Source organism: Enterobacter sp. NFIX59, assembly GCF_900113755.1.
In the GTDB taxonomy this organism is placed as follows: domain Bacteria; phylum Pseudomonadota; class Gammaproteobacteria; order Enterobacterales; family Enterobacteriaceae; genus Enterobacter; species Enterobacter pseudoroggenkampii.
Window position 1 is genome coordinate 1 of record NZ_FOQN01000008.1, and the last position, 19,492, is coordinate 19,492.

Here is a 19,492-nt window from a genome sequence, read left to right on the forward strand (position 1 = left end):
TGAGCCATGATCAAACTCTTCAATTTAAGTTTGATGCTCGTGAATTAAACTTCGTAATGAATTACGTATGTTCACTCAGAGACTTGGTATTCATTTATTGTCCGAAGACATTAAGAATCCATGTCACTTTGAGTGCCCACACAGATTGTCTGATAAATTGTTAAAGAGCAGTGCAACGCGGCTTTCGCTCACCGTTGCGAGGTGGCGTATATTACGCTTTCCTCTTTCAGAGTCAACCCGTTATTTCAGGATTTTTTCTCTTCAACCGACCGGGTTGTTTGTGAAGTGATTCACATCTGCCGTGTCGATGGAGGCGCATTATAGGGAGTTCCCGAACGACCGCAACCGAAAAGTTGCAAAAAAATGACTGACTGCTGCATTCCCCAGCAAAACCCCGCCTTATACCCTTTTATACACAAAGTTATCCACAATCATGAGCGGATCGCGATGCGATCCTACGAATTGCGCGGGAAGATCAACTATACTAGCGGCAAATACTCTCCTCTGTGCAGGCCCATCCTCATGACCACACAACGCCTCGCCCGTGACTGGCGTCTCCCTACAGCAGGAGTGATGCTGCTGGCAATCCTCTTTGCCGGTTTTACCCTGCATGCGCACTGGAACGCTTTTATCCAGTGGTGTCTCGCCACACAAATTACGCTGCACCGTTATCTGGTGATGTATCTGCTGCAGCTTAATAACCACCAGTACAGCGGCGGATTATGGCTGTTAACGGGAGCTTTCCTTTATGGTGTCCTTCACGCCATCGGACCCGGGCATGGAAAATTCATTGTGACGACCTATCTGACCACCAATAAGGAAAGCGAGCTGGCCGCCCGGGTCGTCCCCTTCCTGGGTAGCCTGATGCAGGGCGTCAGCGCCATTCTTTTTGTCTTTATTCTGGCTATAGGGTTTAACCTCGCCTCAGGGGATATCAGTACCAGCCGCTGGTACGTGGAAAAGATAAGTGCAGTGCTTATTGGCACATTTGGCGCGTTTGTTATTTACCAGGCGCTGAAGAGCCTGCGTCCACACAGGTTAACGATCTCAGCCATCAAACCGCTTCATCAGCACGATGAGCACTGTGGCTGCGGTCATCATGGCGTGGGGGCAAACCTGACACAAAGCGACTGGAAAACACGCCTGGGTGTCATTCTGGCAATTGGCGCACGCCCGTGCAGCGGGGCGATCATGATTCTGATGTTTTCGAACGCGCTGGGCATTGTCACCTGGGGGGTGGCCGCAGTCATGACCATGTCTTTGGGAACCGCGCTTTCTATCGTGGGGCTTTCACTGGCAGTACGCTACGCCCGCGAGCGCACGGTGAGCTGGTTCGGAGAAAGCACCTCATTAAGATGGCTCGTACCGGCAGTCAAAATAGCCGGAGGGATAGTCCTGATCCTGTTCGCGACGGTGCTGTTCCTGACGGTGATCCCCATCAGTGCCAATGGCGACTACATCGCCGCCGGATGCTAATAAAAGAAAACCCGCCGTTGGCGGGTTTTTTTATTACTCGTTGATGCGTGGATGCTGGTCCACCAGTCGGGAGCGTTTTTTCTGCAGCTCTTCAATCTCTGCGTCAATATCCTCAATCTTCTGCTCTACGTTATCGTAGTGCTCCCGCAGGATCTCTTTCGCTTCCTGAATATCCGATGCCGCAGGCGTGGCGCCTTTCAGAGGACGATTCGCCGTCTCCTTCATGGTAATACCGGTAATCAAACCAATCACCGCGATCACCATCAGGTAATAAGCCGGCATCATCAGGTTCTGCGTGCTCTCCACCAGCGAGGCGGCAAGCGTTGGGGTCAGACCGGCAATCAGCACCGAGATGTTAAAGGCCGCGGCCAGCGCGCTGTAGCGAATGTGGGTCGGGAACATCGCGGGCAGCGTTGAGGCCATCACCCCGATAAAGCAGTTAAGGATCACCGCCAGCATCAGCAGACCGGCAAAAATTAGCCCCAGCACATCGCTGTTAATCAGAATAAATGCCGGGATTGCCAGCGCAAACAGCGCAACGCTTCCCAGAATAATGAACGGTCGACGGCCAAAACGGTCACTCAACAGGCCCATAATCGGCTGCACAAACAGCATACCGACCATGATGGCGATAATAATCAAGACACCGTGATCTTCCGAGTAGTGCAGGTTATGCGACAGATAGCTCGGCATGTAGGTCAGCAGCATGTAGTAGGTCACGTTGGTCGAAATCACCAGACCAATACAGGTCAGCAGGCTGCGCCAGTGCTTAGTGGCAATCTCTTTGAACGACACCTTCGGACCATCCTGCAGCCCTTCGCGGTCACCCTGTTCCAGCTTATCGACGTGCTGCTGGAACGCGGGCGTTTCTTCAAGCGCATGACGCAGGTAGAGACCAATGATCCCCAGCGGCAATGCCAGGAAGAACGGGATACGCCAGCCCCAGTCGAGGAAGTTCGCTTCCCCCACTACGGTTGAAATCAGCACCACCACGCCCGCGCCCAGAACAAACCCGGCAATCGAGCCGAAGTCCAGCCAGCTTCCCATAAACCCGCGCTTACGGTCCGGAGAGTACTCGGCAACAAAGATCGAGGCGCCGGTGTATTCACCCCCCACGGAGAAGCCCTGAGCCATCTTACAAATCAGCAGCAGAATCGGTGCCCAAATGCCGATGGTGGCGTAAGACGGGATAAGGCCGATACAGAATGTACTGATCGACATAATGACGATGGTGATGGCAAGGATTTTCTGACGGCCATATTTATCGCCGAGCATACCGAAGAACAGTCCACCCAGCGGGCGAATCAGGAAGGGAACGGAGAACGTACCCAGTGCGGCAATCATCTGAAGGCTGGGATCGGCCCCGGGGAAAAACACTTTACCTAACGCATAGGCCACAAAGCCGTAGACACCAAAATCGAACCATTCCATCGCATTACCGAGCGAGGCTGCGGTAATGGCTTTACGCAGCTTTGCGTCATCAATAATGGTGACGTCGCGAAGCGTGATGGGTTTAATCTTTTTCCTTCTTAGCATAGCTATCCTCGTTGACTCGGCCCTGTCTGTTTCACAGTCCAGTTTGCGTTCTGTGAACCATGGGATCCGCTCCATGCGAATCGCCTTATTCAAGCGTAGCAGGTTTACTTACATTGACGTTTTACGCCGATACAACCGAACCTGTTGACGCCTGCCTGGGCAGTTAATGACCTTTTTACCCTACCAGTGTTTATATTTGTGATCAACTTCACACATATTTTCGCGTCCGGTCAACCCAGTCAAATTTTTGTCAAGGAGTGCCAATAAGCACTTCCTTAACCTACCTAAAGAGCATCCTCACGCACGTCATTATTTCTTTCGTAACAGAAAAACAAACCACGTTAATTCACATCAAATTTACATAAATTTCCATCAACAGGAACCGGACTCAGGTTTTACATTGAATATGTGACAAAGATAACTAAAACGATGTTTTATTTTCATTGAATCAATATTCCAATGATCGCATGATAAATCAGAATTCAGCGTTTTATGTTTTACAGAATGAGGTTAATCGAGAGCACACATTTAATTATGCGTGCAGGATTATCGAAGAAACACCGCAAACGACAAGAGCAATTAATTGAATTTATTGACTAATTTTTAACACCTGTCACCCATCCTGCGGGATCCGATGTGAGGTTTGTCCATGAAGATTAAAGCCACGATAGAACGCATACCCGGCGGTATGATGCTGGTTCCGCTGGTACTGGGCGCCATCCTGAATACCCTTGCCCCTGATACCGGGGCTTATTTTGGCGGTTTCACAAAAGGCATGATAACGGGCACGGTTCCGATTCTTGCCGTCTGGTTTTTTTGTATCGGCGCATCCATTAATTTGCGGGCAACAGGTACTGTAATACGGAAATCCGGCACGCTGGTGATAACCAAAATAGCCGTAGCCTGGGCGGTAGCAATGATATGCGCGATGTTCATCCCGGAGACTGGAATTCAGACCGGGTTCTTCGCGGGATTATCGGTCCTGGCGATTGTCTCGGCGATGGATATGACTAACGGCGGATTGTACGCCAGCCTGATGAACCAGTATGGGACGAAAGAAGAGTCCGGCGCATTTGTGTTGATGTCTCTGGAATCTGGTCCGCTGATGACGATGCTGATCCTGGGGTCTGCTGGCCTGGCCTCTTTTGAACCCCACCACTTTGTCGGCGCGATCCTGCCCTTCCTGATCGGCTTTGCCCTTGGCAATCTCGATCACGATCTGCGTGATTTCTTCAGCAAAGCCACGCCGGTGCTGATCCCGTTCTTCGGCTTCGCACTGGGGAACACCATAAATCTGAAGGTTATCCTCGATACCGGCCTGCTGGGTATTGTGTTGGGGGTCGCCGTGATCGTCATTACCGGTATTCCGCTGATCATTGCCGACCGCGTGATCGGAGGAGGAAACGGCACGGCCGGCGTCGCCGCCTCTTCAGCCGCAGGGGCTGCCGTCGCAAACCCGGTGATTATTGCCCAGATTAACCCGGCCTTCGAACCGGTGGCCGCTTCAGCGACAGCGCTGGTTGCCGCCAGCGTCATTGTCACCGCGATTCTGGTGCCGATCATCACGGCGCTGTACGCGAAACGCTACGGGAATATGCAAGAGGCCCAGCCTGAACCGAAACCAATAGAAATGAATCATTAACACACCGCACCAAACCATCCCCTCTCCCCTGCGGGGAGAGGGTTAGGGTGAGGGGGAAGGGATCACCCAAAAATCTCTTCCACCATCCCGTCAACCAGTCGTTTTGCCGAACAGAGCCTTGGCATACCCAGCGCGACGGTCTGCCAGTTTTGCGTGACTGACCAGCTCACCGGATGTTGATCCGCCTGACACCAGTCCCCCAGCCACCCCAGCATGTCTTTATGATCGATTAAACCCGGAGAGGCCGGCGTTGTCAGCCACTGGTGATAGAAATGGCGAGTCGTGGGTGACGCATTAATGCCCTGCGCCAGATAGTTAGCCGCCATGCTGCGCAGGTTATCCTTAAGCATTGCCGCCACATCTTCATTCGCGAGGCGGCATGCATCACCAAATGCCCCCCAGCGCAGCTCTTCCAGGACAATAAAACAGCGCCCGGCCAGTGACCAGCCATCATAGTGCCCGGCCCGCCAGCGGGTAAAAATCTGCTCACTGTGCTCGCCCGCCTGCACCGTGAGCCCGCGCTGGGTCAACGCCTTCTCTTTATAGGCTGCGCGTTGGGTAAAATGAGAAGCGAGTTCGCCGTATTGCTGCATCAGCCCAGGGGATTGCGGGGCCCGCGGGTGAGTCTGCTGGCGCAAAGCAATCAGCTTCTCTGCCATCAGCGTCAGCGCGAGATGACCCGGATCAAGCATGCCGGCCAGTTTTTCCGCCAGCCCCAGGCGCAGCCCCGCATTTTCATTGAGCATCCCTGCCATCGCCCAGGGGCGTAGCCGGGTATGCGTCATGATTTCCTGCGTCAAACGCTCACGAAACTGAAGCTGCTGTGGTCCCAGGTGAGGATGACGCGCCGCGTCTCCCCCCTGCACCAGATCGACCATAAATTTTGGATTAATACACTCCAGCGTTCGCCCGGGGCCGTCCAGTAGTGGTGTTGTCATGGTTGCTCTGCCGCGAATAGAGTTTGAATATCATCGCGTAACAGTCGGGTATCTTCCTGTATCCACGTCGCAGTAGTGATACTTTGCTTCAACAACTGGCAGAGCGCTCGGGTTGAATGCTCATTCTGTTGACGCACTGCGAGGCTATCACGCAAGCTTTCCTGTAACCCGGTCAGGCACAACGAAAATTCTGCAAAGAACGTTGCCATTCCTGCCGTAACAGAGACATCGACCTGCGCCGACAAAGCTTTACGTATTTGTTCACAAAACTGCTCAATATGTTGCTTAAATTTGTCATGTAGCTGCGCAATGTCGATAACATAGCGCGTGCGCGTTTCCACATACTCATCCCAGCCCCAGCCCGGATTATTGAGCCAGCGAGAAACCGTTTCCCGCATGCTGCTCCCGCCTGATGGCGGGTCTGCCTGACTGTCATCCTGCGCAATCGCATCGTTAAACAGCGCCCGCGTATTGAAGTTAAGCTGGCTCGCCTGAAACGCCGGGAAACTGATTCGCGCCCGAAAGCCCGCATGGCTCAGATGCTCTTTAATACGTGCTTCGATAGGGCGCATGGCTTCGTTCAGGGAGCGCGCCAGCGTAGACTCAAGCTGGTCGAAGCGTAACGCCAGTTCCCGGCAAATCTTCGTCTGCGCATCCAGCATCACCAGCTCGCAGGAGGAGCGGATTTTATTCAGCGCGATCTGCGCCTGCCCTTCATCGTCCAGAACCAGCTGCTTCAGCTCGTGCGGCTCGCCACCGTGAGGGTTCTGCCGAGCGATGCCTGCCAAATTAAGAATATGCCGAGCGCTGAACACCTCGCCAATCGCCTGGTTAAGCGCGATTTTTTGGGCCCCCATAAAGTCCGCAGTGGCGTTCAGCGCCTCCTCAACTTCATGTTTCACCTCATCGCTCACGACGCACTGGCGCGTCTGAAGAAGCGCCGTGTCCTCTTCCAGACGTGCAATATTCAATTCCAGCGCCTCAAAGGCAACCGTCAGACCCTGATAGCGGAAGTCGAGGTACTCCCGGGCATTTTGTGCGTAATTAAGAAGCTTATGCGAAGCCGAACGCAGCGCGTATAGCGAGGCATTGGCATAGGCGGCGTAAATCAATTTGCGTATGGGTTGTTCAAACAGCGAATCTTCCCAGAGCAAATCGGCAGAATGACGAATATGATCGATATCGTCCAGGTCCGCCGTGCGCCAGCGACGTCCAAGCGCAGCCTCGGCAAAATCCTGCACCCAGGGCTGCTCCTGATGATCCGGCAGCTGTCCGTGGGTACTCATCTCGTAGCGCGCGCGGTTCGCCAGATATGCCCACATGGATGAAACGGGGTAGATCTGGCCTGGCGAAATATTGCCCTTCATTAAGGTACCGGAGATCATCGCCCGGACCTGCTCTTCATCGTCGCTATTGCGATCTTTCTGATCGAATTTATTGACCAGCGCATACAACGGCACTGATTTTCCCGCAGCGGAAATGGCCTGGCGAACTTCTTCATCAGAGATGGATTTAAGCTGGGTATAATCCATCACGGCCAGCACCGCCGACGCACGGGACAATTGCTCGTTGAGCATTTTTTGCAGATGTGGCTGTCCGGCCTCATTCGGCCCGGGCGTATCGAGCAGCGTCAGCTGTCCGAGATGAGCATCCAGACCCGCAAGATGCACGAACTCCACTTCAATGACCGGAATATGTTCGATAGCCGCATATTCAGAGAACGGAAACGCCACACCTAACGCCTGGGAAAGTCTCACCAGGTCGTTGAGGCTTTTCAGACAATGAAATATTGGCTGCGCGCCAAGGTGATGCTTCTCAAAGGCTTCTCCTTTTTCAATGCGCTCCAGCAGCGTATTCATGTCTTTATCAATTTCAAGATGCTGGGCCAGCTTCCCCCGATCGTAATCGCATAGCTTTTTCTGGAGCAGTTGAATCAATTCATCAATCGGCGAGGCATGTGAAAAATGCAGCACCGGGTCCTTCTGACCCGGCGTGTGCCGAATCAGGGTGGGAAGCGCCGTCATCGGACGATTGCGGTTCGGCAACACTTCGGTCCCTACAATCGCATTAATGGTGGTCGATTTCCCCGCTTTCATGGTGCCTACAATAGCCAGGACCATTTCCAGCCGGGTTATTTTCCGTAATTCATTATTCAGCATCGCCTGCTGTGCATCGACGCCGCGCGCGCTAAAATGCAAAGGTAAAACGTTGTTCTTTTCACCCGTAATGGCAGCCGCTGTGCTCTCCAGCATCGCAGCCGGCATTGATTTCAACGTATCAAGATTTTGCAGGGCGAGCTGTAACAAACGCTCGGCTTCCTGGCTTAATTCAAAAATGGTCTGTGTGTGCATGATAAAAGACTTTCCTTAACGCAAATTTATTACTTTTATTAAGCCACTGGTATTAATTATGTTGTTCAGGCTTATATGATCACGTGTGGAAAACATGTTCGCCGAAATATAACTAATTGATGATAATCAGAAATAATTCGCTATCCTTGCATGGCGTGTAAAGCTCTCCTCCTGGCCTGACAGCCAAAAGAAAAAAGCGTAGCCCAATTTTAAGAAACTTCAGGATATATCATCATTATTTACCCATCTAAAAAGAGAGGTAATACGCCCCTGCCAAAAGATATGTATGGCAGCGAGGTCAGGAGATAAATAACGATGTGTTGCTTCACCTTATCCGAAATGGAGGGGCGTAGCAATTTGCTGCAATAAAATATTCGATATATTTAGCATCAATTTTTTCCCACCGTGCTAATGACGTAAGCATCGCTTATCTGACTGACAGGAAGTGTCACTCCCGATACGCTTTTTGCATCTTTTTTAATTCACAATATCACCGACAACCGTGTGGATTTGCGCTATACTTGCCGCCTTTTTCGGCACACTGCCGTCATTTAGCTGGCACTTCCAGCGCGTTTACACTTTTTGAGGATACCGATATGTCACTCCCACACTGCCCGAAATGCAATTCTGAATACACCTATGAAGATAATGGCATGTTCATCTGCCCGGAATGCGCTCACGAATGGAATGATGCCGAACCATCACACGATGCTGATGCACTTGTCGTAAAAGATGCGAACGGCAATCTGCTGGCGGACGGCGACAGCGTAACCGTGATTAAGGACCTGAAAGTAAAAGGCAGTTCTTCCATGCTGAAGATTGGCACCAAAGTGAAGAATATCCGTCTGGTGGAAGGCGATCATAATATCGACTGCAAAATTGACGGCTTCGGTCCGATGAAACTGAAATCAGAGTTCGTGAAAAAGAACTGATTTACCCGCCCGGTGGCGCTTCGCTTACCGGGCTTTCGGGAACTACACTTAATGGGCTTTTCTTACGTGAGGTAAAGATTATGCCGTTAAGTCCCTACATCTCTTTCGCCGGCAACTGCGCAGAGGCCACCGCCTTCTACCAGCAAGCCGTCGGCGCAGAGCCTCTCTATAAAATCACCTTCGGCGAAATGCCAAAAAGCGATAACAGCGAGGAAGGCTGTCCGTCCGGTATGAAATTTCCGGATTCCGCTATCGCTCACTCCAACGTCCGCATTGCAGGCAGCGATATCATGATGAGCGACGGGATGCCGCCAGGCAGCAACGCACAGTACGCGGGTTTCACGCTGGTACTCGATACCCAGGACGTCAATGAAGGCAAGCGCTGGTTCGACAACCTCGCCGCGGGCGGGAATATCGAAATGGCCTGGCAGGAAACCTTCTGGGCACACGGTTTCGGTAAAGTCACCGATAAATACGGCGTGCCGTGGATGATTAACGTCGTTAAACAGCAGCACTAATTTTCGGGCGGGGGCGTTCTGCCTCCGCCTGTCATCAAACTCCGCTCAACTCTTCAAACTCCCGCAACCCAGACTTAACCCAAATGTCACATTGATGCGCCAGCATGAGGCCACATTTATCGTGAGGCCCAGCACATGCAAACTGTCATCCGCGTCGAGAAACTGAGCAAGACCTTCAATCACAATAAGGCTCTGCATGCCGTTGATCTGACCGTCCAGCAGGGCGACATGGTGGCGCTTCTCGGGCCATCTGGTTCAGGTAAATCCACCCTTCTGCGTCATTTAAGCGGCCTTATCATCTGCGATAAAACGCCGGAAAGCCACGTCGAGCTGCTGGGCAATACCGTGCAGCGCGCGGGGCGTCTCGCCAGCGATATCCGCAAGAGCCGCGCCCAGACGGGCTACATCTTCCAGCAGTTCAACCTGGTAAACCGCCTGACGGTGCTGGAGAACGTGCTGATTGGCGCGCTTGGCAGCACCCCGTTCTGGCGCACCTGCCTGCGCTGGTTCTCCCCTTCCCAAAAGCAGGAAGCCTTACAGGCGCTGACCCGCGTCGGCATGGCGCATTTCGCCCACCAGCGCGTTTCCACACTGTCCGGTGGACAGCAGCAGCGCGTCGCCATTGCCCGCGCCCTGATGCAGAAAGCGCAAATCATTCTTGCTGACGAACCCATTGCCTCGCTGGACCCGGAGTCCGCCCGCATCGTGATGGAGACCCTGCGCGACATTAACCAGAACGACGGCATTACCGTGGTGGTCACGCTGCATCAGGTGGATTACGCCCTGCGCTACTGCGAACGCATTGTCGCCCTGCGTCAGGGACACGTGTTCTTTGATGGCGCGAGCCATCAGTTTGATAACGAACGTTTTGACCATCTCTACCGCAGCATTAACCGCGTCGAAGAGAACGCGCAGGCTGCTTAATTAAACCCGATCCGAGGAAAGTACATGAGCTACAAAGCCGTTGCCGCGCTGGCCTTTACCAGCATGTTCAGCCTCAGCACCCTCCTAAGCCCGGCGTATGCACAAGAGCAGGAAAAAGCGCTGAACTTCGGCATTATTTCGACGGAATCACAGCAGAACCTGAAGCCTCAGTGGGAACCGTTCCTGAAAGATATGGAAACCAAGCTGGGGATCAAAGTGAACGCCTTCTTCGCCCCGGACTACGCGGGCATCATCCAGGGGATGCGCTTTAACAAAGTGGACATCGCCTGGTACGGCAACCTCTCCGCCATGGAAGCGGTGGACCGCGCGAACGGCCAGGTCTTTGCCCAGACCGTCGCGGCAGATGGCTCCCCGGGGTACTGGAGCGTGCTGATCGTCAACAAAGACAGCCCGATCAACAACCTCAACGACATGCTCGCCAAACGCAAAGAGCTGACCTTCGGCAACGGCGATCCGAACTCCACCTCGGGCTACCTTGTCCCTGGATACTACGTCTTCGCCAAAAACAACGCCTCCGCCAGCGACTTCAAACGCACGGTGAACGCCAGCCATGAAACCAACGCTCTGGCCGTGGCCAACAAGCAGGTGGATGTTGCCACCAACAACACCGAGAACCTCGACAAGCTGAAGACCTCCGCACCGGACAAGCTGAAAGAGATCAAGGTTATCTGGAAATCGCCGCTGATCCCCGGCGACCCGATTGTGTGGCGTAAAAACCTGTCCGAAAGCACCAAGGACAAGGTGTACGACTTCTTTATGACCTATGGCAAAACGCCGGAAGAGAAAGCGGTCCTCGAACGTCTGGGCTGGGCACCGTTCCGCCCGTCAAGCGACCTGCAGCTGGTCCCGATTCGCCAGCTGGCGCTGTTTAAAGAGATGCAGGGCGTGAAAGACAACAAAGGGCTGAAGGACGAGGAGAAGACCAGCAAAGTGGCCGCGATTCAGGCCCAGCTTGAAGACCTCGACCGCCTGACCGCCGCGCTCGGCGCGATGACCAGCGTGAATAAAGCGGTGCAGTAGTGCCTTTCTCCCTCTCCCTGTGGGAGAGGGCCGGGGTGAGGGCATCAGCGCGCACATTTCCCCCTCACCCTAACCCTCTCCCTCAAGGGAGAGGGGACTAAACCAAAGGAGCCAACATGCAAACCATCACCCTCCCACCGCCAAAGCGCAGCTGGTTCTCGCTCATTAGCTGGGCCATCCTGCTGGCGGTGCTGGTTATCTCCTGGAAGGGCGCGGAAATGGATCCGCTGCTGCTCTTCAAAGACGCGGGCAACATGGCGACCTTCGCCGCCGACTTCTTCCCGCCGGACTTCAGCCAGTGGCAGGACTATCTCAGCGAAATGGCGGTCACCCTGCAAATCGCCGTCTGGGGCACCGCCCTTGCCGTCGTTCTCTCTATTCCGTTTGGCCTGATGAGCGCCGAAAACATCGTGCCGTGGTGGGTGTATCAGCCGATGCGTCGCCTGATGGACGCCTGCCGCGCCATCAACGAAATGGTCTTTGCGATGCTGTTCGTGGTCGCCGTAGGCCTGGGTCCGTTCGCCGGCGTGATGGCACTGTTCATCCACACCACCGGCGTGCTTTCCAAGCTGCTCTCCGAGGCGGTCGAAGCCATTGAGCCCGGTCCGGTGGAAGGCATTCGCGCGACCGGCGCCAACAAAATCGAAGAGATCCTCTACGGCGTCCTGCCGCAGGTGATGCCCCTGCTGATCTCCTACTCCCTGTACCGCTTTGAGTCCAACGTCCGCTCCGCCACCGTCGTCGGCATGGTCGGCGCAGGCGGGATTGGCGTCACCCTGTGGGAAGCGATTCGCGGTTTCCAGTTCCAGCAAACCTGCGCCCTGATGGTACTCATCATCGTCACCGTCAGCCTGCTGGATTTCCTCTCTCAACGTTTGCGTAAGCACTTCATCTGAGAAGCGAGGCTTTGTTTTCTATGCACTTATCCAGACATCCGACCAGTTACCCCACCCGCTGGCAAGAGATTGCGGCAAAGCTCGAAGTGGAGCTGCGCACGCACTACCGCTGCGGGGACTATCTCCCCGCCGAGCAGCAGCTTGCCGACCGCTATGAGGTGAACCGACACACCCTGCGCCGCGCCATTGACCAGCTGGTCGAGCGCGGCTGGGTCCAGCGCCGTCAGGGCGTGGGCGTGCTGGTGCTGATGCGCCCGTTCGACTACCCGCTAAACGCCCAGGCGCGCTTCAGCCAGAACCTGCTGGATCAGGGCAGCCACCCGACCAGCGAAAAGCTGCTCTCGGTATTGCGTCCGGCCTCCAGCCACGTGGCGGACGCGCTGGGGATTCAGGAGGGCGATAACGTCATCCACCTGCGCACCCTGCGTCGCGTTAACGGCGTGGCGGTGTGCCAGATAGACCATTACTTCGCGGACCTCGCCCTCTGGCCCGTGCTGCAGAATTTCTCCAGCGGGTCGCTGCATGATTTTCTTCAGGATGCGACAGGCATTGCACTCAAGCGCACCCAGACGCGCATCAGCGCCCGTCGCGCGCAGGCGAAAGAGAGCAAGGTGCTCGAAATTCCCAATATGGCCCCGCTGCTCTGCGTACGCACCCTCAACCACCGTGACGGCGAGATCGACGCGACGGAATACTCCGTCAGCCTGACCCGCGCCGACATGATCGAATTCACCATGGAGCACTGAATGCACTTCGACACCGCCACCCGACAGCGCTGGATGCGCGTGCTGGCCCACAGCCAGCCTGCCGCGCTCTCTGCCCGCATGAGCGCCCTTAGTCTGGCACCTGATTACGACACCCTCCGCGCCCCGGAGATCGGCCTCGTTCAGATCCAGGCGCGCATGGGCGGCACCGGCGAGCGCTTCTTCGCCGGAGACGCCACCCTCACCCGCGCGGCGATCCGTCTGAACAGCGGCACGCTGGGCTACAGCTACGTGCTCGGGCGCGACAAAGCGCACGCCGAGCGCTGCGCGGTGATCGACGCGCTTTTACAGGAACAACCCTATTTCCAGACGCTGATGGAAACCCTTATTGCCCCGCTGGAAGCCGACCGCGCCGCGCGCATTGCCGCACGTCAGGCCGAAGTGAACACCAGCCGGGTCGACTTCTTTACGCTCGTTCGCGGAGACAACGCATGACGCTTCAACCTGCTTTTACCCTGGCCGTCCAGGATGCCCAACACAGTTTTCGTCGCCTGCTGAAAGCGATGAGCGAGCCGGGCGTGATCGTCTCGCTGCACCAGCTCTCCCAGGGCTGGCTGCCGCTGAATCTGGCCACCACCAGCGTGCTGCTGACGCTTGCCGATAACGACACCCCGGTATGGCTTTCGGGCGCGCTGTCGAACGACATCGCCAGCCAGAACCTGCGCTTTCACACCGGCGCACCGCTGGTCGATCAGCCCCGGCAGGCGGTCTTTGCCGTGGCCGACGAGCACATCAGCCACGAGCAACTCAACGACCTGAGCGAAGGCAGCGCCGTCGCCCCGGAGACCAGCGCCACGCTGATCCTGCAGGTCTCCAGCCTGAGCGGCGGCCGCATGCTGCGCCTCACGGGTGCAGGCATCGCCGACGAGCGCATGGTCGCGCCGCAGCTGCCGGAGTGCATCATTCACGAGCTGACCGAGCGCCCGCACCCGTTCCCGCTGGGCATTGACCTGATCCTGACCTGCGGCGAGCGCCTGCTGGCGATCCCGCGGACCACCCACGTGGAGGTGTGCTGATGTACGTTGCCGTCAAAGGGGGCGAGAAGGCCATCGCCGCCGCCCATGCGCTGCAGGCGCACAGACGACGGGGCGATGAACGGCTGCCCGAGCTGAGCGTCGCCCAGATTGAACAGCAGCTTAATCTCGCCGTCGACCGCGTGATGACCGAGGGCGGTATCGCCGACCGCGAGCTGGCGGCGCTGGCCCTGAAGCAGGCCAGCGGCGATAACGTGGAAGCCATCTTCCTGCTGCGCGCCTACCGCACCACGCTGGCGAAGCTGGCGGTCAGCGAACCCATCAACACGGCGGAGATGCGCCTGGAGCGCCGCATTTCTGCCGTTTATAAAGACATCCCCGGCGGCCAGCTGCTTGGCCCTACCTGTGACTACACCCATCGCCTGCTGGATTTTACCCTGCTGGCGAACGGCGAAACCCCGTCGCTCAGCACCTCTGACGCCGAACAGGAACCGTCTCCTCACGTTTTCAGCCTGCTGGCGAAACAGGGTCTGGCGAAGGCGGAAGAGGATTCAGACGCGCAGCCGGATGACATCACCCGCACGCCGCCGGTTTACCCGTGCTCGCGCTCGTCCCGCCTGCAGCAGCTGATGCGCGGCGACGAAGGCTATCTGCTGGCGCTGGCCTACTCCACCCAGCGCGGCTACGGGCGCAACCACCCGTTTGCGGCCGAGATCCGCAGCGGCTATATCGACGTCGAAATCGTGCCGGAAGAGCTGGGTTTTGCGGTAAACGTCGGCGAACTGCTGATGACCGAATGCGAAATGGTTAACGGATTTGTCGCGCCCGAAAATGAAGACCCGCACTTTACCCGCGGCTACGGGCTGGTGTTTGGCCTCGGTGAACGAAAGGCCATGGCGATGGCGCTGGTTGACCGTGCGCTGCAGGCACCGGACTACGGCGAGCACGTTGCAGGCCCGGCGCAGGACGAAGAGTTTGTGCTGGCCCACGCGGATAACGTTGAGGCCGCGGGCTTTGTCTCGCACCTCAAGCTGCCGCACTACGTCGATTTCCAGGCCGAACTGGAACTGCTGAAACGCCTGCAACGGGAGCGCAAACATGGCTAACTTAAGCGGCTACAACTTTGCCTATCTGGATGAACAAACCAAACGCATGATCCGCCGCGCCATCTTAAAAGCGGTGGCCATTCCGGGCTATCAGGTGCCGTTCGGCGGCCGCGAAATGCCGATGCCCTACGGCTGGGGCACGGGCGGTATTCAGATCACCGCCAGCGTGATCGGCGAGGCGGACGTGCTGAAGGTCATCGACCAGGGCGCGGACGACACCACCAACGCCGTGTCGATCCGCAGCTTCTTTCAGCGGGTAACGGGCGTCGCGACCACGGAAAAAACCGAAGACGCGACGCTGATCCAGACACGCCACCGCATTCCGGAAACCCCGCTCGCTGAAGATCAGATTTTGATTTTCCAGGTGCCAATTCCGGAGCCGCTGCGCTTTATCGAGCCGCGCGAAACGGAGACCCGCACCATGCACGCCCTGGAAGAGTACGGGGTCATGCAGGTGAAGCTGTATGAGGATATCGCCCGCTTCGGCCATATCGCCACCACCTACGCCTACCCGGTGAAGGTGAATGGGCGCTACGTCATGGACCCGTCGCCGATCCCGAAATTCGATAACCCGAAGATGGACATGATGCCCGCCCTGCAGCTGTTCGGCGCCGGGCGTGAAAAACGCATCTACGCCGTCCCGCCGTACACGCGTGTCGAAAGCCTGGATTTCGACGATCACCCGTTTACGGTGCAGGAGTGGGACGAGCCGTGCGCCATCTGCGGATCCAAACACAGCTATCTGGATGAAGTGGTGCTGGATGACACAGGCAAACGGATGTTTGTCTGCTCCGACACCGATTTCTGCCGCCAACAGAGCGAGGCGAACGGCCAATGAAACCGCTGCTTTCGGTTAACAACCTGACCCACCTTTACGCGCCGGGCAAAGGCTTTAGCGACGTGTCGTTCGAGCTGTGGCCGGGCGAAGTGCTGGGGATCGTCGGCGAGTCCGGCTCCGGCAAAACCACCCTGCTGAAGTCCATCTCCGCGCGCCTCGCGCCGCAACAGGGCGAGATACTCTATCAGGGACACTCCCTCTACGGCATGAGCGAGGCCGAGCGCCGCCGCCTGCTGCGCACCGAGTGGGGCGTGGTGCATCAGCACCCGATGGACGGCCTGCGCCGTCAGGTCTCGGCGGGCGGCAACATCGGCGAACGCCTGATGGCCACCGGCGCGCGCCATTACGGCAATATCCGCGCTACGGCGCAGCACTGGCTGGAAGAAGTTGAAATCCCCGCCTCGCGCATCGACGACCTGCCCACCACCTTCTCCGGCGGTATGCAGCAGCGCCTGCAGATCGCCCGCAACCTGGTCACGCACCCGAAGCTGGTGTTTATGGATGAACCCACCGGCGGGCTGGACGTCTCGGTGCAGGCGCGCCTGCTCGACCTGCTGCGCGGCCTGGTGGTGGAACTGAACCTTGCGGTGGTGATTGTCACCCACGATCTGGGCGTCGCGCGCCTGCTGGCGGACCGTCTGCTGGTGATGAAGCAGGGTCAGGTGGTGGAAAGTGGGTTAACCGACCGCGTGCTCGACGATCCGCACCATCCGTACACCCAGCTGCTGGTGTCGTCCGTATTGCAGAATTAAGAGGCCAACATGATCCGCGTACAAAACGTAAGTAAAACCTTTGTGCTCCACCAGCAAAACGGCGTGCGCCTGCCGGTGCTGCAAAACGCCTCGTTAGAGGTAAACAAGGGCGAATGCGTAGTGCTGCACGGCCACTCCGGCAGCGGAAAATCCACCCTGCTGCGCTCCCTGTACGCCAACTACCTGCCGGACGAAGGCCACATTCGCATTCGCCACAACGATGAGTGGGTCGACCTGGTACAGGCTCCGGCGCGTAAGGTGCTGGACGTGCGCCGCACGACGATCGGCTGGGTCAGCCAGTTTCTGCGGGTGATCCCGCGGATCTCCGCCCTGGACGTGGTGATGCAGCCCCTGCTGGATCTCGGCGTGCCGCGCGAAACTTGCGCCGCCAAAGCCGCCAGCCTGCTGACGCGCCTCAACGTGCCCGAGCGCCTGTGGCACCTTGCCCCGTCGACCTTTTCCGGCGGCGAGCAGCAGCGCGTCAATATCGCCCGCGGCTTTATCGTCGACTACCCGATACTGCTGCTTGATGAGCCCACCGCCTCGCTCGACGATAAAAACAGCGCGGCCGTAGTGGCGCTGATCGAACAGGCCAAAGCGCGCGGGGCGGCGATCGTCGGGATCTTCCACGACGAGACCGTTCGCACCCGCGTCGCAGACAGACTGCACCCAATGGGGACTCCCGCATGATTATCAATAACGTCAAGATGGTGCTGGAAAATGAAGTCGTTGATGGCTCGGTTGAAGTCCATGAAGGCGTTATTCGCGCCTTTGCCGAAACCCAAAGCCGTACCCCTGAAGCGATGGACGGCGACGGCGGCTGGCTGCTGCCGGGGCTGATTGAACTGCATACCGACAATCTGGACAAATTCTTCACCCCGCGCCCAAAGGTGGACTGGCCCGCGCATTCAGCGATGAGCAGCCACGACGCGCTGATGGTCGCCAGCGGCATCACTACCGTACTGGACGCGGTGGCCATTGGCGACGTGCGCGACGGCGGCGATCGCCTGGAGAACCTGGAGAAGATGATCAACGCCGTGGAGGAGACGCAAAAACGCGGCCTCAACCGCGCCGAGCACCGTCTGCACCTGCGCTGCGAGCTGCCGCACCACACCACCCTGCCGTTGTTTGAAAAGCTGGTCGGGCGCGAGCCGGTCTCGCTGGTCTCTCTGATGGATCACTCGCCGGGACAGCGTCAGTTCGCCAACATTGAAAAGTATCGCGAATACTATCAGGGCAAATACTCGCTCAGCGATGCGGAGATGGTCCGTTACGAAGAAGAGCAGCTGGCGCTGGCGGCACAATGGTCGCAGCCTAACCGCCTCAAAATTGCCGCGATGTGTCGTGACCGCAATATCGCGCTGGCCAGCCATGACGACGCCACGCACGATCACGTGCTTGAATCCCACCAGCTTGGCAGCGTGATCGCCGAATTTCCCACCACGTTTGAAGCGGCTGAAGCCTCCCGAAAGCACGGCATGAACGTGCTGATGGGCGCGCCAAATATCGTGCGCGGCGGCTCGCACTCCGGCAACGTTGCGGCAAGCAAGCTCGCTTCCCTCGGCCTGCTGGATATCCTCTCGTCCGACTACTACCCCGCCAGCCTGCTGGATGCGGCGTTCCTAGTGGCCGACGACGAGGGCAACCGCTTTACGCTGCCGCAGGCGATTCGCCTGGTGACGAAAAACCCAGCCTCGGCGCTTAACCTTCACGATCGCGGAGAAATTGCCGAAGGGAAACGTGCGGACCTGGTACTCGCCCACCGTAAGGGCGAGCACGTTCATATCGACCACGTCTGGCGTCAGGGAAAAAGGGTGTTCTGATGGGGAGATTAATCTGGCTAATGGGGCCTTCAGGCTCCGGTAAGGACAGCCTGCTGTCCGCCTTACGGCAGCGGGAACATCCGCAGCTGCTGGTGGCGCACCGCTATATTACCCGCGCGGCCAATGCAGGGAGTGAAAACCATATCGCCCTGAGCGAGCAGGAGTTTTTCATCCGTGCCGGGCAAAACCTGCTGGCGCTGAGCTGGCATGCCAACGGCTATTACTACGGGATCGGCATTGAGACCGATCTGTGGCTGCATGCGGGGTTCGATGTGCTGGTTAACGGCTCGCGGGCGCATCTTCCGCAGGCGCGCGCCCGCTATGGAGCAGCCCTGCTACCGGTCTGTCTGCAGGTTTCGCCGGACGTTCTGCGCAGCCGGTTGCAGAGCCGGGGGCGTGAATCAGCCCGTGAGATCGATCAGCGGCTAGAGCGTGCGGCCCGCTATGCCCCGTCCGACTGCCACATCCTCAATAACGACGGAAGTTTGCTACAGTCAGTCGATACCTTTTTATCGCTTATCCGTCAGAAGGAGAAACAGCATGCCTGACTGCCAGCTTCGCCCCGCTACTGCCGACGATGCGCAGATTGTCTATGCCCTGATCTGCGAACTTAAACAGGCAGAGTTCGACCATCAGGCGTTCCACGCCGGATTTCTTGCCAACCTTCAGGATCACAATATGCGCTACCAGCTTGCCGAGCTGGGCGGACATGTTGTCGGCATGATCGGCCTGCATATGCAGTTTCACCTCCATCACGCGCGCTGGATCGGCGAAATCCAGGAGCTGGTGGTGATGCCGCAGGCGCGTGGGTTAAAGGTGGGCAGCCAGCTGCTGGCCTGGGCGGAAGAGGTGGCACGGCAGGCCGGCGCGGAGCTGACCGAACTTTCCACCAGCGTGAAGCGCACTGACGCGCACCGTTTTTACGTTCGTGAAGGATACACGCAGAGCCATTTCCGATTCACCAAACCGCTGTAGAGGTGC

At 57.2% G+C, this 19,492-nt stretch carries 20 protein-coding genes; 17 read left to right on the forward strand and 3 right to left on the reverse strand.

The window, feature by feature from the left end; translation table 11 throughout:
* Positions 1-522 precede the first annotated feature (522 nt).
* On the forward strand, positions 523-1,476 hold the full coding sequence (locus tag BM007_RS20360) for a nickel/cobalt transporter (protein WP_090420699.1): 954 nt from the start codon (positions 523-525) through the stop codon (positions 1,474-1,476).
* A 33-nt stretch (positions 1,477-1,509) separates the two neighbouring features.
* Here BM007_RS20360 and proP read toward each other — a convergent pair whose 3' ends face one another.
* Entirely contained in the window at positions 1,510-3,012 is a 1,503-nt protein-coding gene (gene proP / locus BM007_RS20365) for a glycine betaine/L-proline transporter ProP (RefSeq protein ID WP_024906762.1), read from the reverse strand.
* Between the two features lie 649 nt (positions 3,013-3,661).
* Between proP and kdgT the strand changes: the two genes are divergently transcribed.
* On the forward strand, positions 3,662-4,654 hold the full coding sequence (gene kdgT / locus BM007_RS20370) for a 2-keto-3-deoxygluconate transporter (RefSeq protein WP_024906761.1): 993 nt from the start codon (positions 3,662-3,664) through the stop codon (positions 4,652-4,654).
* 62 nt (positions 4,655-4,716) lie between these two features.
* On the opposite strand, the gene BM007_RS20375 is transcribed toward kdgT, so the two are convergent.
* Both BM007_RS20375 and crfC read right to left on the reverse strand, forming a co-directional pair.
* On the reverse strand, positions 4,717-5,592 hold the full coding sequence (locus BM007_RS20375) for a diguanylate cyclase regulator RdcB family protein (protein WP_024906760.1): 876 nt from the start codon (positions 5,590-5,592) through the stop codon (positions 4,717-4,719).
* Positions 5,589-7,943 carry a clamp-binding protein CrfC gene (gene crfC, locus BM007_RS20380; RefSeq protein WP_090420702.1) on the reverse strand — a complete coding sequence of 785 codons (2,355 nt, stop codon included), beginning with the start codon at positions 7,941-7,943 and terminating at the stop codon, positions 5,589-5,591. Before crfC ends, BM007_RS20375 begins: the two co-directional genes overlap by 4 nt.
* Before the next feature lie 596 nt (positions 7,944-8,539).
* Here crfC and BM007_RS20385 point away from each other — a divergent pair.
* From BM007_RS20385 to phnO, 15 genes are all read left to right on the forward strand, one after another.
* Positions 8,540-8,875, forward strand: coding sequence for a zinc ribbon domain-containing protein YjdM (locus tag BM007_RS20385; protein ID WP_023310096.1), 336 nt, complete (start codon positions 8,540-8,542; stop codon positions 8,873-8,875).
* An 80-nt stretch (positions 8,876-8,955) separates the two neighbouring features.
* A complete protein-coding gene (gene yjdN / locus BM007_RS20390) occupies positions 8,956-9,393 on the forward strand; it encodes a VOC family metalloprotein YjdN (RefSeq protein WP_024906758.1) in 438 nt (145 codons plus the stop codon).
* Between the two features lie 135 nt (positions 9,394-9,528).
* A complete protein-coding gene (gene phnC, locus BM007_RS20395) occupies positions 9,529-10,317 on the forward strand; it encodes a phosphonate ABC transporter ATP-binding protein (RefSeq protein ID WP_048990326.1) in 789 nt (262 codons plus the stop codon).
* 24 nt (positions 10,318-10,341) lie between these two features.
* Positions 10,342-11,358, forward strand: a complete 1,017-nt coding sequence (gene phnD, locus BM007_RS20400) for a phosphonate ABC transporter substrate-binding protein (RefSeq protein WP_024906756.1) — start codon at positions 10,342-10,344, stop codon at positions 11,356-11,358.
* A gap of 116 nt (positions 11,359-11,474) precedes the next feature.
* Complete coding sequence (gene phnE, locus BM007_RS20405) at positions 11,475-12,254, forward strand: phosphonate ABC transporter, permease protein PhnE (RefSeq protein ID WP_023334213.1); 780 nt, start codon at positions 11,475-11,477, stop codon at positions 12,252-12,254.
* A 20-nt stretch (positions 12,255-12,274) separates the two neighbouring features.
* Positions 12,275-13,000 (forward strand): phosphonate metabolism transcriptional regulator PhnF, encoded by a 726-nt coding sequence (gene phnF, locus BM007_RS20410; protein ID WP_020882813.1) that lies wholly within the window; start codon positions 12,275-12,277, stop codon positions 12,998-13,000.
* Positions 13,001-13,453 (forward strand): phosphonate C-P lyase system protein PhnG, encoded by a 453-nt coding sequence (gene phnG, locus BM007_RS20415; protein WP_024906754.1) that lies wholly within the window; start codon positions 13,001-13,003, stop codon positions 13,451-13,453.
* The gene (gene phnH, locus BM007_RS20420) at positions 13,450-14,034 is read left to right on the forward strand and encodes a phosphonate C-P lyase system protein PhnH (RefSeq protein ID WP_048990324.1); all 585 of its coding nucleotides are present in this window, start codon (positions 13,450-13,452) and stop codon (positions 14,032-14,034) included. The genes phnG and phnH overlap by 4 nt, the downstream gene beginning before the upstream one ends.
* Complete coding sequence (locus BM007_RS20425) at positions 14,034-15,098, forward strand: carbon-phosphorus lyase complex subunit (RefSeq protein WP_090420705.1); 1,065 nt, start codon at positions 14,034-14,036, stop codon at positions 15,096-15,098. Before phnH ends, BM007_RS20425 begins: the two co-directional genes overlap by 1 nt.
* Positions 15,091-15,936 (forward strand): alpha-D-ribose 1-methylphosphonate 5-phosphate C-P-lyase PhnJ, encoded by an 846-nt coding sequence (locus BM007_RS20430; RefSeq protein WP_048990321.1) that lies wholly within the window; start codon positions 15,091-15,093, stop codon positions 15,934-15,936. Before BM007_RS20425 ends, BM007_RS20430 begins: the two co-directional genes overlap by 8 nt.
* A complete protein-coding gene (gene phnK / locus BM007_RS20435; RefSeq protein ID WP_090420708.1) occupies positions 15,933-16,688 on the forward strand; it encodes a phosphonate C-P lyase system protein PhnK in 756 nt (251 codons plus the stop codon). Before BM007_RS20430 ends, phnK begins: the two co-directional genes overlap by 4 nt.
* Positions 16,689-16,697: 9 nt before the next feature.
* Positions 16,698-17,378 carry a phosphonate C-P lyase system protein PhnL gene (gene phnL, locus BM007_RS20440; protein WP_090420711.1) on the forward strand — a complete coding sequence of 227 codons (681 nt, stop codon included), beginning with the start codon at positions 16,698-16,700 and terminating at the stop codon, positions 17,376-17,378.
* Positions 17,375-18,511: an alpha-D-ribose 1-methylphosphonate 5-triphosphate diphosphatase gene (phnM, locus tag BM007_RS20445; RefSeq protein ID WP_090420714.1), complete on the forward strand. Its 1,137-nt coding sequence runs from the start codon at positions 17,375-17,377 to the stop codon at positions 18,509-18,511. Before phnL ends, phnM begins: the two co-directional genes overlap by 4 nt.
* Positions 18,508-19,059 (forward strand): ribose 1,5-bisphosphokinase, encoded by a 552-nt coding sequence (gene phnN / locus BM007_RS20450; protein ID WP_090420717.1) that lies wholly within the window; start codon positions 18,508-18,510, stop codon positions 19,057-19,059. The genes phnM and phnN overlap by 4 nt, the downstream gene beginning before the upstream one ends.
* Positions 19,052-19,486: an aminoalkylphosphonate N-acetyltransferase gene (gene phnO, locus BM007_RS20455; protein WP_024906746.1), complete on the forward strand. Its 435-nt coding sequence runs from the start codon at positions 19,052-19,054 to the stop codon at positions 19,484-19,486. The genes phnN and phnO overlap by 8 nt, the downstream gene beginning before the upstream one ends.
* The last annotated feature ends 6 nt before the right edge of the window (positions 19,487-19,492 follow it).